We start from the raw sequence: 14,401 nt of genomic DNA, 5'->3' as shown, positions 1-14,401 counted from the left end.
CGTCGCCACCGGGCTCGCCGCCGGTCGGGTGGCGACCTAGGCTCGGTGCGAGCCCATGACGACCCCCATGACGACCCCCGTGACCGACCCTGCCGCCGGCCCTGACCGGGACACGCCGCCACCGCTGCTGCTGGCGGTCGACGCGCCGTCGCTGCTGCACCGGGCGCACCACGCGCGGGTCGCCTCGGACCTGCGCGACCGGGGCGGGCGCCCGGCGTGGGCGCTGCACGGGATGCTCCGGCAGGTGCTGGACGCGGTGGAGCGGTTCGCGCCCGACCGGGTGGTGCTCGGCTTCGACGACCGTCGCGCGTCGGAGCGGGCGGACCGGTTCGGCGCCTACAAGGCGGGCCGGGCCGAGAAGCACCCCGAGCTGGTCGAGCAGATCGACCGCGCCGCGGCGATGCTCGACGCGATGGGGCTGCACACCGTCACCCCGGCGGGCCTCGAGGCCGACGACGTCACCGCGTCCGCCGCGACGTGGGCGCGCCGCGAGGGCTGGGAGTGCGTCGTGGTGACCTCCGACCGTGACGCCTTCGCCCACATCTCGGAGTCGACGAAGGTGCTGCGGCTCATCAACGGCGGCATCCACGCCTCCCCGCTCCTGGACCCCGCCAAGCTCTTCACCATGTACGGCGTGCCGGCGGGCCACTACCTCGACTACGCGGCCCTGCGCGGCGACGCCAGCGACAACCTGCCGGGGGTCTCCGGCATCGGCGAGAAGGCGGCCGCGCTGCTGCTGGAGGCGGCGGGGTCGATGCAGGCGGTGTGGGCGGACGTCGAGCACGCCGGCGGCGCGACCCTCGTCGCGGCGCTCGACTCGCTCGCCGTCGAGCGCAACGGCCGACGGGTCGGCGCGGGCGTGCTGCGCCGGCTGGTCGCCGACGGGGCGCGGGAGCAGTTCGAGTTCAACCGCTCGATGATGGCGGGGCGCGACGACCTCGACCTCGGCCTCACCCCCGACGTACGACGCTCGACGGGCGCGCTGCCGCTGGCCGAGGACGCGGTGGCCCGCGTGGCCGGCCACCTCGGGGTCACGACGACGACCGACCTCGCCGTCCGGGTGCTGTGCGGGACGACGCCGGCCTCACGAGGGGCCTGACCCGACCCGCCACCTGCGCACCCGGGCCGACTCGGCGCCGATCTTGTGCGCACCCGGGCCGACTCGGCGCCGTTTTCGTGCGCACCCGGGCCGACTCGGCGCTCAGTCGTCGGCGAGCTCCGGCGGGAAGCCGCCGGTGGCGACGGGCGACCAGCGGGTCGGGGTGACGCGGATCAGCGACTTGCCCTGGTCGCGCATGGCCTGGCGGTACTCGTCCCAGTCGCTGTGCTCGCCCGCGATGGCGCGGAAGTAGTCGACCAGCGGCTCGATCGCCTCCGGGACGTCCAGCACCTCGACGTCGCCGTCGACCTGGATCCAGGCGGCGTCGAACTCGTCGGAGAGCACCAGCACGCTGGCCTTCTCGTTGCGCCGGGCGTTGGCGGTCTTCGCCCGCTGCGGGTACGTCGCGATCACGATGCGGCCCTCGTCGTCGACCCCGCCGGTGACGGGGGAGGACTGGGGGGCGCCGTCCTTGCGGCTCGTGATCAGGACCATGTGGTGACGGGGCCGGACGAACTCCAGCATCCCGTCGCGGTCGACCTCGTCGCTCGTCGCCAGCTTGCGTGCCATGGCCGCCACGATATCGAGCGGGCAAGGGCGGCTACCGTCACCGGGCGTGAGGATCTTCGTGGCCGTCCGCCCCGACGAGGAGGCCGTCGCCGACCTCGAGGAGTTCCTCGAGCCGCGCCGCGACGCCCTGCCCGAGGGCTGGCGCTGGGCGGCGAGCGAGCAGTGGCACGTGACCCTCGCCTTCGCCGACGACGTCGACGAGTGGCGCGTGGAGGAGCTGGTCGAGCGCGTCGGCGACGCCGTCGCCCACCGCGCGGCGCCCGCCCTCGCGGTCGCCGGCGGCGGGGCGTTCCCGCACCCCGACGGCGCGAAGGTGCTGTGGGCCGACCTGGCCGGCGACGCGGGCGACCTCACCGACCTCAGCGCCGTGACGCGGCAGGCCGCCACCCGGGCCGGCGTACGCGTCGACGGGCAGGCGTTCCGTCCCCACCTCACCGTGGCCCGCTCCGCGCGCCCGGCGCAGGCGACGTCGTGGGTCCGCCTCCTCGACGCGTACGCCGGGCCCGACTGGCTCGCCGACGAGGTCGAGGTCGTCGCGTCCCACCTCGGCGAGGGTCCCCGCGGGCGCCCGCGCCACGAGGTCCTCGCCTCCCTGCCGCTGCGCGTCGAGGACTGAGCCGTGGCGCCCGCCCGACCCGCCGACGCCCGGTCCGCCGCCGCGGGCCGTGGTCCCCGCCGCCCCCGACCGACGCCGCCGTCGCTCGGCGGCCTCGAGGGGCGCGACCCGGCCGACGTCGACTGGGACGCGGGCCTCGACGGCGCCCGGGTCGTCGGCGCCGACCTGTCGGGGCGGCGCCTGGACGGCGTCACCTGGCAGGAGTCGGAGCTCGTCGACCTCCGCGCCGACGGTGCCCGCTGGGAGGGCTGCCGGCTCCTCGACGTGCGCCTGGACCGGCTGGACGCCCCCGACCTCCTCGCGCCCGGGTCGACCTGGCGTGACAGCGAGGTCCTCGGCTCCCGGGTCGGCGCCCTCGGCCTGCACGGCGCGAAGGTCACCTCGCTGCGCGTCGCGGGGAGCAAGGTCGACTACCTGAACCTGCGTGGCGCGGAGGTCGCCGACCTGGTGCTGGAGGACTGCACGATCGGCGAGCTCGACCTCGCCGACGCGCGCCTGGCCCGGGTCTCCCTCGACGGCTGCACGATCGGCACCCTCGACGTGCGCGCCGCCGGCCTGGTCGACGTCGACCTGCGCGGCGCCCGCCTCGACGCCGTCGACACCCCCGCGGGGCTGCGCGGGGCCACGGTCACCCACGCCCAGCTCCTCGACCTCGCGCCCGCGCTCGCCCGCGAGGCCGGGCTGCTCGTCGACTGAGCGGCCGGCCCCGCCCCGGGGTCCGCGCCGCGTGGGACGCCCGCCGCCGTCGGTGATCGCGGCTAGGTTCAGCACCGTGAGGACACGGGCGTGAGGATCGGGGTGGCGCGCGAGACGCGCCGGGGGGAGACACGGGTCGCCGTCGTGCCCGAGGTCGCCGAGCGGCTGGTCGCGCTCGGCGCCGACGTGCTTGTCGAGCCCGGAGCCGGCGAGGCGGCCGGCTTCGCCGACGAGGCCTACGCCGCGGCGGGCGCGACGCTCTCCGGGGAGGCGCTCGAGGCGGCCGAGCTGGTGCTCGCCGTGCAGCCGCCGGCGCCCGCCACCGTCCGCCGGATCCCGCGCGGGGCGGCGCTGGTGTCGTTCCTGCCGGTCGGGGCCACCGACACCGTCGCCGAGCTGCGCGACCACGGCGTCGACGCCTGGGCCGTCGAGCTGCTGCCCCGGATCTCGCGGGCCCAGGCGATGGACGCCCTGTCGTCGCAGGCCCTCGTGGCCGGCTACCGCAGCGCGATCGTCGCCGCCGGCCTGCTGCGACGGTTCTTCCCACTCAACATGACCGCCGCCGGCACGGTGCCGCCCGCCCAGGTGCTCGTCCTCGGTGCCGGCGTCGCCGGCCTCCAGGCGATCGCGACCTGCCGGCGCCTCGGCGCCGTGGTCAAGGCGTACGACGTGCGCCCGGCCGCGGCCGAGGAGATCGCGTCGATGGGCGCCGAGGCCGTGACGCTCGACCTCGAGGACCTCTCCGGCGAGGGCGGCTACGCCCGCGCGGCCGACGCCGAGACCGCGGAGCGCCAGCGCGAGCTGCTCGCGCCGTACGTCGCGGCGGCGGACGCCCTGGTCACCACCGCGGCCGTGCCCGGCCGACCCGCGCCGCTGCTGGTCACCCGCGCGATGGTCGAGCAGATGGGTCCCGGCTCGGTCGTCGTCGACCTCGCCGCGGAGTCCGGCGGCAACGTCGAGGGCTCCGAGCCCGGCCGGGTGCTGCGCATCGGCGAGGCGCAGGTCTGGGGCGGCGAGAACGTCCCGGCCCAGATGCCCGAGCCCGCCTCCCGGCTGTACTCCCAGAACCTCCTCGCGCTGGTCACCCTGATGACCACCCACGAGCCGGAGACCGACCCCGGGCCCGACGAGCCCCCCGAGCCGGGCGCCGGGGTCGTCGAGGTGCCGGCGCCGACGCGCGGGCCGCTGCGCTTCGCCCCCGACTTCGACGACGAGATCGTCGCCACCTCCTGCGTCGTGCACCGCGGCGTGGTCGTCCACGAGGCGACCCGCGCCACCCTCCAAGGCGGTTCCCTGTGATCGAGCTCCTGACCATCCTCGTGCTGAGCGTCTTCGTCGGGGTCGAGGTGATCTCCAAGGTCTCCTCGACGCTGCACACCCCGCTGATGTCGGGGGCCAACGCCATCCACGGCGTGATCCTGCTCGGCGCCGTCCTCGTCACCGGCTCGACGAGCGAGCCCGCCCTCGTGGCGCTCGGCCTGGTCGCGATCGTGCTGGCGACGGTCAACATGGTCGGCGGCTTCGTCGTGACCGACCGGATGCTGCAGATGTTCGCCCGGCGCCGACCGGGCCCCGGCGGCCCGACCGGCCGGGGCGCCCCGGCCGGCCCGAGCGCCCCGCGGGGGCAGCAGTGACCCTCGACGCCACCCCCACCTGGGCGCAGCTGGTCTACCTGCTCTGCGCCGTCGGCTTCATCCTGGCCCTCAAGGGCCTCTCGGGACCGCGCACCGCCCGCGCCGGCAACCTCGTCGGTGCGGCCGCCGCGGTCGTCGCCTGCGCGCTGCCGTTCCTCTACCTCGACCTCGACCACGTCGTCCTGATGCTGGTCGCGATCGCGGTCGGCGCCGGTCTGGGCGTGTACGGCGCCCGCGTCGTGCGCATGACGCAGATGCCGCAGATGGTGGCCCTGTTCAACGGCGTCGGCGGCGGGGCCGCCGCGCTGGTGGCGCTCGTCGAGCTCCACGCCTACCTCCCGGTCGGCGACGTCCTGGGCTGGGACACCTGGGCGATCACGGCGTTCACGGTCGTTGTCGGCGCCGTCTCCTTCGCGGGGTCGGTGGTCACGTTCGCCAAGCTGCAGGAGCTGATGACCTCCCGCCCGGTCGTGTTCCCGGGGCTGCCGGTCGCCGCCGTGGTCGTGGTGGTCCTCGCGCTGGCGGGGGCGGTCTGGCTGAGCGTCGGCGGGGAGTCGCTGTGGCTCGGCTTCGCGCTCGGCCTGCTCGGGCTCGTGCTCGGCGTCCTGCTCGTGCTGCCCGTCGGCGGGGCGGACGTGCCGATCGTGATCTCCCTGCTCAACGCCTTCACCGGCCTGACCGTCGCGGGCGGCGGCTGGCTGCTCGGCAACACCGTCCTGCTCGTCGCCGGCACGCTGGTCGGCGCCTCCGGCACCTTCCTGACGCTGCTCATGGCCCGCGCGATGGGTCGCCCGGTCACCGGGATCCTGTTCGGCGCGCTGCGGGGCGGCTCCACGGCCGGGTCGACGGCGCTCTCGGACCGTCCGGTGCGCTCCGGCACGGCCGACGACGTCGCCATCACGCTCGCCTACGCCGACCGCGTGATCGTGGTCCCCGGCTACGGGCTGGCCGTCGCGCAGGCCCAGCACACCCTGCGCGAGCTGGTCGACGTGCTCCACGAGCGGGGGGTGCGCGTCGACTACGCCATCCACCCGGTCGCCGGCCGGATGCCCGGCCACATGAACGTGCTGCTCGCCGAGGCGCAGGTGCCCTACGAGCAGCTGGTCGAGATGGACCGGATCAACGGCGAGTTCCCCCGCACCGACGTGGTCCTCGTCGTCGGCGCCAACGACGTCGTCAACCCGGCGGCGCGCACCGAGAAGGCGTCACCGATCTACGGCATGCCGATCCTCGACGCCGACAAGGCGCGTCAGACGGTGTTCCTCAAGCGGTCGATGCGCCCGGGCTTCGCCGGCATCGAGAACGAGCTGCTGCACCAGCCCGGCACGATGCTGCTCTTCGGCGACGCGCGCGAGTCGCTCACCGACGTGCTCGCGGGGGTCAAGGCGCTCTGAGCCGGGGCGCCGCGCGGACCTACTGGGCCACGCCGTACAGGCGGTCGCCGGCGTCACCGAGGCCCGGGACGATGTAGCCGACCTCGTTGAGGCGCTCGTCCATGGCGGCCGTGACGACGGTGACCGGCACGTCGACGCCCTCGAGGTCGCGCTCGAGCCGCTCGCAGCCCTCGGGTGCGGCGAGCAGGCAGATCGCGGTGATGTGGTCGGCGCCGCGGTCGACGAGGAAGCGGATGGCCGCGGCGAGGGTGCCGCCGGTGGCGAGCATGGGGTCGAGCACGTAGCACTGGCGTCCCGACAGGTCGTCGGGCAGCCGCTCGGCGTACGTCGCGGCCTCGAGGGTCTCCTCGTTGCGGACCATCCCGAGGAAGCCGACCTCCGCGGTCGGCAGCAGCCGCACCATCCCGTCGAGCATCCCGAGGCCGGCCCGCAGGATGGGGACGACGAGCGGCTTCTCGGCGAGGCGGACGCCGGTCGTGGGGGAGACCGGGGTGGTGATCTGCACGGTCTGCACCCGCACGTCGCGCGTGGCCTCGTAGGCCAGCAGCGTCACCAGCTCGTCGGCGAGGCGCCGGAAGGTCGGCGAGTCCGTGCGTACGTCGCGCAGCGTGGTCAGCTTGTGGGCGACGAGCGGGTGGTCGACGACGTGGGTCCGCATGACCCGCAGCGTAGTGGTCCGCGAGACTGGCCCCCGTGTGGGAAGACGCGATGCGCGAGGCGCTCGCCGAGGCCGCCCTCGCCGGGCGGGCCGGTGACGTGCCGGTGGGCGCCGTCGTGCTCGACGACGCCGGCGCCGTCGTCGGCCGGGGCCACAACCGCCGCGAGGCGGACGGCGACCCCACCGCCCACGCCGAGGTGCTCGCGCTGCGCGCGGCCGCCGTCGCCCGCGGCGAGTGGCGGCTGACCGGCTGCACGCTCGTGGTCACGCTCGAGCCCTGCACCATGTGTGCCGGCGCCGCCGTCCTCGCCCGCGTGGACCGGGTCGTCCTCGGCGCCTGGGACGACCGCGCCGGCGCGGCCGGCAGCCTGTGGGACGTGGTGCGGGACCGGCGCCTGAACCACCGACCCGAGGTCGTCCCCGGCGTGCTCGCCGAGACCTGCGCCGGCGTGCTCGACGCCTTCTTCGCGACCCGGCGCGACCCCGACGGCCACCGGGCCGGGCCGGTCTAGCCGCCCAGCCCGAGCAGGCCCACCATCACCGGCAGCAGCAGGACGATGAGGATCGCGCCGATGATGTCGAAGGAGAAGCCCGAGCGGATCATCTTCGTGATCGGCACGACGCCGGAGCCGTAGACGATCGCGTTCTGCGGCGTCGAGACCGGCAGCATGAAGCCGAACGACGCGGCGAACGTCGCCGCCAGCGCCGGCACGAACGGGTTGACGTCGGCGGCCAGGGCGATCGGGATGATGATCGGGACGACCACCGCGGCCGCGGCCGTGTTGGAGGTGGTCTCCGAGATCACGATCGCCAGGATCGCGGCGAAGATCGTGATGGCGAAGACGTTGGTCAGCCCGAGCAGGTCGAAGGAGCCCTCGCCGATGGTGAGCGCGAGGCCGGTCGACTCCAGCAGGGAGCCGAAGATGATGCCGGTGCCGAACAGCACGACGGTGCCCCAGTCGATCTTGGCGGCGTCGGACCAGCGCAGCGTGTACTCCCGGTCCTTCCAGCTCGTGGGCAGCACGAACAGCAGCGAGGCGCCCAGCACGGCGACGACGCCCTCGTTGAGCCGGCCGCTCACCGTCTCGTAGATCGCGGAGTCGGTGGTGTAGAGCAGCGCGATGATGCCGGGGAAGATCCACAGCGTCACGGTGATCCCGAAGGCGACGAGGGTGTTGCGCTCCGCGACGGTCAGCTTCCCCAGCTTGGCCTTCTCCTCGCGGACGTACTCCTCGACGCCCTCGAGCTCGCGGATCTCCGGCCTGTTGAGGAGCAGCAGGATGATCGCCAGCGCGACGAACATCAGCGCGCAGATCGGCAGCGCCATCAGCATCCAGTCGAGGAAGCTGATCGCCTCGCCGGTGGCCTCCTCGATCAGGCCGCGACCGATCAGGTTGGGCGGGGAGCCGACCGGGGTCAGCAGGCCGCCGACGGACGCGCCGTACGCCAGCATGAGCATCAGCGCGACGCCGACGCGCAGGCGCAGCGGGTCGAAGTCGTCCTCGACGATCCCCTTGGACTGCATGAGCTTGGCGATGACGGTGAGGATGCCGATCGCCGTGGGCAGCAGCATGGCGACGGTGGCGGTGTTGGACACGAACGCCGAGAGCAGGGCGGTGATCGCCCCGAAGGCGATGATCACCCGGAACGTCGAGCGCCCCACGCCCGGCAGGTTGAGCACGAACATCGCGAACCGCTTCGCCAGGCCGTGCTTGAGCATCGCCTGCGCGAGGATGAAGGCGCCGATGAAGGTGAAGACGGTGGAGGAGCCGAACGGCGCGAGCGTGTCCTCGGCCGGCGCGACGCCGAGCACGACGATGGCGGCGATGCCGATGAACCCGCCGACCGGGATCGGGACGGGCTCGGTGATCCACAGGACGATCACGCCCAGGAGGATCGCGGCCAGCCCCTGCTGCGTGTCGTCCATCGACAGCGGCAGGAACCAGAACACGACCGACACCGCGGGGGCCAGGAAGAGCCCGACCGTGCGACGGGCCTTCTCGAACGCCTCCTCCCGTGGCGAGAGCTGCTGCTCCCCGAGGCTGCGGTACGTCGCCGAGCCCAGGAAGGCCTGGTCGACGTCCGTGCGGCCGCGGGAGGGACCGGGCGGGGGCGTGTCTCCGAGATCCGTCACCGGAGCAGTGAACCATCTGTGTGGCCCGCGACACAGCGCCCCGCGCGGCGACCTCGGTTGGGCGCCCGTCCCCACGCTCCGGTAGCCTCACCGGCGGTGGCGTGTCCGAGCGGCCTAAGGAGAACGCCTCGAAAGCGTTTGTGGGAGCGATCCCACCGAGGGTTCAAATCCCTCCGCCACCGCCAGTCGGACGGATCGTGGTGGATCGGTGCTCCTCAGGAGCAGCGATCCACCACGATCCACGTCCGCCCGCCCGTGCCGTGCCGTGGCACGCTCGGACCATGCGCCTCAGCCGTGACGACACGGGCCCGGACGCGGACTTCTACCGCGTCCCGCGCTTCGTCACCCACCTCGACGACGCCGCGATCGCGGCGGTCTCCGACCTGTACGACGAGCTGGGCGTCGACGGGGACGTGCTGGACCTGATGTCGTCGTGGGTCTCGCACCTGCGCCGGAGACCGGCGCGGCTCACGGTGCTGGGCCTCAACGCCGAGGAGCTCGCCGCCAACCCGATGGCCGACGAGCGGGTCGTGCACGACCTCAACGCCGACCCGGCGCTGCCGTTCGCCGACGCGTCGTACGACGCGGTGCTCTGCTGCGTGTCGATCGACTACCTCGTCGACCCGGTGGCGGTCCTGGCCGAGGTCGCCCGGGTGCTGCGACCCGGGGCGCCCGTGGTCGTCACGTTCTCGAACCGGTGCTTCCCGACCAAGGCCGTGCACGCGTGGCTGGCCACCGACGACGCCGGCCGGTGCGCGATGGTCGCCGACCACCTGGCCGCCGCCGGGGGCTTCGCGCCGGCGCGGGTCGAGCGGCGTACGCCGGCCGGCCGCTACCGCGGCGACCCGGTGTACGCCGTCACCGCGACGCGCGCACCGGGGCCGACTCGACCCTGAGGCGGTGCGCAACCGGGCCGACTCGACCCCGAGGCGGTGCGCAACCGGGCCGACTCGACCCTGAGGCGGTGCGCAACCGGGCCGACTCGAGGCGCCGGTCCGGAACAGGCCCGTGCGGCGGAGGGTTGTCCTCGCATGGCCCAGCACTGGATCGCGACCCGACCGGGAGACCTGAGCGTCTTCGAGCTGACCGACCACGACCCGCGTGTGCCGCGGACCGGGGAGGTCACGATCCGGGTGGCCGCAGCCGGCATGAACCCGGCCGACTACAAGCACGTCGCCGGTGGCGATCCGGCGGACTTCCCCCGCCCGGTCGGCTACGAGGTCGCCGGGACCGTCACGGCCGTCGGGCCGGACACCGAGATCGTGACCGGCGCGGTCGCGGTCGGCGACGAGGTGCTGGCCTTCCGCGTCTCCGGCGGCTGGGCGACCGAGCTGACCGTCCCCGCGGCGGACGTCCTGCACCGCCCCGACGAGATCCCCGTCGAGCAGGCGGCCAACCTCCTCCTCGCCGGCAGCACCGCCGCCGAGATGCTCCACGTCACGGGCGCCAGGTCCGGCGAGACCGTCCTGGTGCACGGCGCCTCCGGGGCGGTCGGCGTCAGCGTGCTCCAGCAGGCCGCCGTCATGGGCGTCCGCGTGGTCGGCACCGCGAGCGAGGTCAACCACGAGGTGGTGCGTCGCTACGGCGGCGTCCCCGTGACGTACGGCGAGGGGCTCGAGCAGCGGGTCCGCGACGCGGCTGCCGACCTCCCGGGCGGGGCGGTCGTCGCCGGCCTGGACTGCGTCGGCACCGACGAGGCCCTCGACGTCTCGCTCGCGCTCGTCGCGAAGGACCGCGTCGTCACCATCGCCGCGTTCGAGCGCGCCGAGGCCGAGGGGATCCGCGCGATCGCCGGCCGGATGCCCGCGAGCCAGGCCTACCGCGACGGCGTCCGCGTCGAGCTGGTGCGGCTCGCCCGCGAGGGCCGCCTCGAGGTGCCGATGGCCCGCACCTACCCGCTCACGCAGGCCGTCGAGGCCGCGGAGTTCCTCGCGAGCCAGCACCCGGGCGGCAAGATCGCCCTGGTCCCGTGACCGCCGATCCCGTGAGCGCCGGCCCCGGGGCCGGTCCCGCGGGCGCCGGCCCCGCCAGCGCCGTCTACGTCGCGGCGCCGACGGGCTGGACCGGCAAGTCCACCGTCGCGCTCGGACTGGTGGAGGCGCTCTCGCGTCGCGTCGAGCGTGTCGGCGTGTTCCGGCCCGTCGTGCGCGCCGGCTCCGACACCGACGGGTCGGGCGGGCGCGACTACGTGCTCGACCTGCTCGTCGCCCACGACGCCGTCGCGCTGTCGTACGACGAGTGCGCGGGCGTGGCCTACGAGGAGGTCCACGCCGACCCGGGCGCCGCGATGGAGCGGATCCTCGAGCGGTTCCACGCGGTGGCCGCGCAGTGCGACGCCACCGTGGTCGTCGGCAGCGACTTCACCGACGTCGGCAACCCGGCCGAGTTCGCGTTCAACGCCCAGGTCGCCGCCAACCTCGGCGCTCCGGTGCTGCTGACCCTGGGCGGCACGGGTCGGGGCGGGGCCGCGCTCGGCGCCGCCGAGCTCGCCACGCTCGCGAGCGTCACCGCCGAGGAGCTGCGCGCCCACCACGCGACGCTGCTCGGCGTGGTGGCCAACCGCGTCGTCGGGGGCGAGGAGGCCCTCGCCGCGGCCCGCGCCGCCGTCACGCTCGGCGACGCACCCGGCTTCGCCCTCCCGGACGAGCCCCTGCTGGGCGCACCCTCGATGGGCGAGCTCGCGGCGGCCTGCGACGGCCGTCTCGTCAGCGGCGACGGTGCGCTGCTCGCCACCGAGGTCACGGGTGTCGTGGTCGCGGCGATGACGCTGCCGCACGTGCTCGACCGACTCCTCGAGGGTGCCGTCGTCGTCACCCCGGGCGACCGCCCCGAGATCGTCCTGGGCGTGCTGATGGCGCAGCTGTCCGACGGCTTCCCACGCACCTCCGGCATCGTCCTCAACGGCGGGCTCGAGCTCCCGCCGCAGGTCGGGCGGCTGCTCGAGGGCCTCGGCTCCACGACCCCGATCGTCGCCACCGACCTCGGCACCCACGCCACCACCTCCGTCCTCAACGACGTGCGGGGCCGCCTCACCCGCGACTCGCCCCGCAAGGTCGCGACGGCCACCGCGCTCTTCGCGGCCCACGTCGACGCCGACGCGCTGCTCGACCGCCTGGCGCTCACCCCGAGCGCGACCGTGACCCCCCTGATGTTCGAGCACCAGATCCTCGACCGGGCCGGCGCCGCGCTGCAGCGCATCGTGCTGCCCGAGGGCGACGACGAGCGCGTGCTGCGCGCCGCGGAGGTCGTCGTGCGCCGGGGCGTCGCGACCCCGGTCCTGCTCGGGGACCCCCGGCAGGTCCGCGCCCGCTCCGCCGAGGTCGGCGTCGACCTCACCGGGGTGGAGGTCGTCGACCCGCGCGACCCCGAGCTGGTCGAGCGCTTCGCGTCCCTGTACGCCGAGCGGCGCGCCCACCGCGGCGTCGACCTCGACGACGCCCGCGCGCTCGTGGTCGACGTGTCCTACTGCGGCACGCTGATGGTCGAGACGGGCCTGGTCGACGGCATGGTCTCGGGCGCCGCCCACTCCACGGCGTCGACCGTGCGGCCCGCGCTCGAGGTGATCCGCACCCCGCCCGGGGTCGCCACGGTGTCGTCGGTGTTCTTCATGTGCCTGCCCGACCGCGTCCTGGTCTACGGCGACTGCGCCATCAACCCCGACCCGACCGCGACCCAGCTCGCCGACATCGCGGTGTCGTCGGCGGCCACGGCCGCGGCGTTCGGGATCGAGCCGCGGGTCGCGATGCTGTCCTACTCGACCGGCACCTCCGGCGCGGGCAGCGACGTCGACAAGGTCGCCGAGGCCACGCGCCTGGTGCGCGAGCGGCGGCCCGACCTGCCGGTCGAGGGCCCGATCCAGTACGACGCGGCGATCGACCAGGCGGTGGCGGCGACCAAGCTGCCGGACTCCGCGGTCGCGGGCCACGCCACCGTGCTCGTCTTCCCCGACCTCAACACAGGCAACAACACCTACAAGGCCGTGCAGCGCTCGGCCGGTGCCGTCGCGGTCGGCCCCGTGCTGCAGGGCCTGGCCAAGCCGGTCAACGACCTGTCCCGCGGCGCCGACGTCCGCGACATCGTCGGCACCGTGGCCATCACGGCCATCCAGGCCCAGGAGCAGGAGGAGGGCCGGGCGCAGGGCCGGGGGCAGGACGCATGAGCGCCCCGGTGCTGGTGCTCAACACCGGCTCGTCGTCGCTGAAGTACCGCGTCGTCGACGCCGCCGACGGCACCGTCCTGGCCTCCGGGCTGGTCGAGCGCATCGGCGAGGCCACCGGCCGTGTCGAGCACCGCGTCGACGGCTCGACCCACGCGGTCGACGTCCCGGTCGCCGACCACGAGGCGGCGATCGCGGCGGCCCTCGACGCGTTCGCGACCCACGGCCCCGACCTCGCCGGGGTCGGCCTGCGGGCCGTCGGCCACCGCGTCGTCCACGGCGGCACGCGCTTCGCCGAGCCCGTCCTCGTCGACGACGACCTGGTCGCCGCCGTCCACGAGCTGGCCCCGCTCGCGCCGCTGCACAACCCCGCCAACGCCGTCGGGCTCGAGGCCGCCCGCCGGGCGTTCGCCGACCTGCCCCACGTGGCCGTCTTCGACACCGCCTTCCACCAGACCCTGCCGCCCGCCGCCCACACCTACGCCGTGCCCGCCGCCTGGCGCGAGGCGGGCGTCCGCCGCTACGGCTTCCACGGCACGTCCGTCGCGTTCGTGTCGCGGGCGGCGACGGCGGCCCTCGGGCGCGCGGTCGACGACACCCGGCTGATCGTCCTGCACCTGGGCAACGGTGCCTCCGCCACCGCGGTCGACGGCGGCCGGTCGGTCGCGACCTCGATGGGCCTGACCCCGCTCGAGGGTCTCGTCATGGGCTCGCGCTCGGGCGACCTCGACCCCGCCGTCCTCGGTCACGTCCGCCGCGAGCTGTCCCTCGACGCCGACGAGGTGGAGCGTCAGCTCAACGCCGCGTCGGGGCTCCGCGGCCTCGCGGGCGACAACGACATGCGGGGGGTCGTGGCCGCCGCCGAGGCCGGTGACGCGGACGCCGAGCTCGCGCTCGACGTCTACTGCCACCGGATCCGCTCCTACGTCGGCGCCTACCTGGCCCAGCTCGGCGGCCTCGACGCCGTCGTGCTGACCGGCGGGGTGGGGGAGAACTCCCTCGCGGTCCGCGCCCGCGCGCTCGACGGGCTGGCGCACCTCGGCATCGAGGTCGACGCCCACCGCAACGTCACCGAGCGGCCCGGTCCGGGGTGGGCCGCGCGGATCTCGCCGGACGGCGCGCCCGTCGCGGTGCTCGTGGTGCCGACCGACGAGGAGTGGGAGATCGCCAGCCAGGCGGTGGCCCTGCTGGACGCGGCCGCGGGGGCGCGCCCGGGTGGGTCCTAGGTTGGGGACATGAGCACCCCCGACGAGACCCCCCGCGCCGACGCGGGCCCCACCGACGCCACCGGCACCGACCACGAGGACGCCGGCACCAGCGGTGGCGACCCGATCGCGGGCGTGCGCATCGACGAGGCCGAGGCCGAGCACGCGGTCGAGCCCGACTCCGACGCCTTCGAGGCCGAGGGCCCCGGCGCCTCCTCCGGCCACGCCTGAGCCGACCC

15 protein-coding genes and 1 tRNA gene are annotated in these 14,401 nt (G+C 75.1%); 13 read left to right on the top strand and 3 right to left on the bottom strand.

The features are described 5' to 3' along the window. Positions 1 to 67: 67 nt before the first annotated feature. A complete protein-coding gene (locus tag ABD158_RS00215; protein ID WP_344002008.1) occupies positions 68 to 1,099 on the top strand; it encodes a 5'-3' exonuclease in 1,032 nt (343 codons plus the stop codon). A 102-nt stretch (positions 1,100 to 1,201) separates the two neighbouring features. Here the strand turns inward: ABD158_RS00215 and ABD158_RS00210 are convergent, their stop codons facing one another. After that, positions 1,202 to 1,669 (bottom strand): PPOX class F420-dependent oxidoreductase, encoded by a 468-nt coding sequence (locus tag ABD158_RS00210; protein WP_344002005.1) that lies wholly within the window; start codon positions 1,667 to 1,669, stop codon positions 1,202 to 1,204. Positions 1,670 to 1,715: 46 nt separating this feature from the next. On the opposite strand from ABD158_RS00210, the gene thpR reads away from it, so the two are divergent. The 5 genes from thpR (at position 1,716) to ABD158_RS00185 (ending at position 6,009) form a co-directional block, all read left to right on the top strand. Beyond that, positions 1,716 to 2,285 carry an RNA 2',3'-cyclic phosphodiesterase gene (thpR, locus tag ABD158_RS00205; protein ID WP_344002003.1) on the top strand — a complete coding sequence of 190 codons (570 nt, stop codon included), beginning with the start codon at positions 1,716 to 1,718 and terminating at the stop codon, positions 2,283 to 2,285. Between the two features lie 3 nt (positions 2,286 to 2,288). Beyond that, on the top strand, positions 2,289 to 2,981 hold the full coding sequence (locus ABD158_RS00200) for a pentapeptide repeat-containing protein (RefSeq protein WP_344002000.1): 693 nt from the start codon (positions 2,289 to 2,291) through the stop codon (positions 2,979 to 2,981). A gap of 90 nt (positions 2,982 to 3,071) precedes the next feature. Then, a complete protein-coding gene (locus ABD158_RS00195; RefSeq protein WP_344001997.1) occupies positions 3,072 to 4,280 on the top strand; it encodes an NAD(P) transhydrogenase subunit alpha in 1,209 nt (402 codons plus the stop codon). Next, complete coding sequence (locus ABD158_RS00190) at positions 4,277 to 4,615, top strand: NAD(P) transhydrogenase subunit alpha part 2 (RefSeq protein WP_344001994.1); 339 nt, start codon at positions 4,277 to 4,279, stop codon at positions 4,613 to 4,615. Before ABD158_RS00195 ends, ABD158_RS00190 begins: the two co-directional genes overlap by 4 nt. Further along, on the top strand, positions 4,612 to 6,009 hold the full coding sequence (locus tag ABD158_RS00185; RefSeq protein WP_344001992.1) for an NAD(P)(+) transhydrogenase (Re/Si-specific) subunit beta: 1,398 nt from the start codon (positions 4,612 to 4,614) through the stop codon (positions 6,007 to 6,009). The genes ABD158_RS00190 and ABD158_RS00185 overlap by 4 nt, the downstream gene beginning before the upstream one ends. Before the next feature lie 19 nt (positions 6,010 to 6,028). Here ABD158_RS00185 and upp read toward each other — a convergent pair whose 3' ends face one another. Then, a complete protein-coding gene (gene upp, locus ABD158_RS00180) occupies positions 6,029 to 6,667 on the bottom strand; it encodes a uracil phosphoribosyltransferase (RefSeq protein WP_344001989.1) in 639 nt (212 codons plus the stop codon). Positions 6,668 to 6,717: 50 nt separating this feature from the next. Between upp and tadA the strand changes: the two genes are divergently transcribed. After that, a complete protein-coding gene (gene tadA / locus ABD158_RS00175; protein ID WP_344003702.1) occupies positions 6,718 to 7,179 on the top strand; it encodes a tRNA adenosine(34) deaminase TadA in 462 nt (153 codons plus the stop codon). On the opposite strand, the gene ABD158_RS00170 is transcribed toward tadA, so the two are convergent. Continuing rightward, a complete protein-coding gene (locus tag ABD158_RS00170; RefSeq protein ID WP_344001987.1) occupies positions 7,176 to 8,801 on the bottom strand; it encodes an SLC13 family permease in 1,626 nt (541 codons plus the stop codon). The two genes, tadA and ABD158_RS00170, sit on opposite strands and share 4 nt — an antisense overlap. Before the next feature lie 95 nt (positions 8,802 to 8,896). Between ABD158_RS00170 and ABD158_RS00165 the strand changes: the two genes are divergently transcribed. The 6 genes from ABD158_RS00165 (at position 8,897) to ABD158_RS00140 (ending at position 14,393) form a co-directional block, all read left to right on the top strand. Next, positions 8,897 to 8,986, top strand: a tRNA-Ser gene (locus ABD158_RS00165). Positions 8,987 to 9,082: 96 nt separating this feature from the next. Then, positions 9,083 to 9,697: a class I SAM-dependent methyltransferase gene (locus ABD158_RS00160; RefSeq protein ID WP_344001985.1), complete on the top strand. Its 615-nt coding sequence runs from the start codon at positions 9,083 to 9,085 to the stop codon at positions 9,695 to 9,697. 135 nt (positions 9,698 to 9,832) lie between these two features. Then, on the top strand, positions 9,833 to 10,774 hold the full coding sequence (locus tag ABD158_RS00155) for a quinone oxidoreductase family protein (protein WP_344001982.1): 942 nt from the start codon (positions 9,833 to 9,835) through the stop codon (positions 10,772 to 10,774). Continuing rightward, positions 10,771 to 12,960, top strand: a complete 2,190-nt coding sequence (gene pta / locus ABD158_RS00150) for a phosphate acetyltransferase (protein WP_344001979.1) — start codon at positions 10,771 to 10,773, stop codon at positions 12,958 to 12,960. Before ABD158_RS00155 ends, pta begins: the two co-directional genes overlap by 4 nt. After that, positions 12,957 to 14,183 (top strand): acetate/propionate family kinase, encoded by a 1,227-nt coding sequence (locus tag ABD158_RS00145; RefSeq protein WP_344001976.1) that lies wholly within the window; start codon positions 12,957 to 12,959, stop codon positions 14,181 to 14,183. Before pta ends, ABD158_RS00145 begins: the two co-directional genes overlap by 4 nt. A 9-nt stretch (positions 14,184 to 14,192) precedes the next feature. Continuing rightward, a complete protein-coding gene (locus tag ABD158_RS00140) occupies positions 14,193 to 14,393 on the top strand; it encodes a hypothetical protein (RefSeq protein WP_344001973.1) in 201 nt (66 codons plus the stop codon). Positions 14,394 to 14,401: the final 8 nt, after the last annotated feature.

The sequence above is a fragment of the Nocardioides lentus genome (assembly GCF_039529515.1).
Classification (GTDB): Bacteria; Actinomycetota; Actinomycetes; order Propionibacteriales; family Nocardioidaceae; genus Nocardioides; species Nocardioides lentus.
This window is presented reverse-complemented; position numbering and strand designations above follow the sequence as displayed.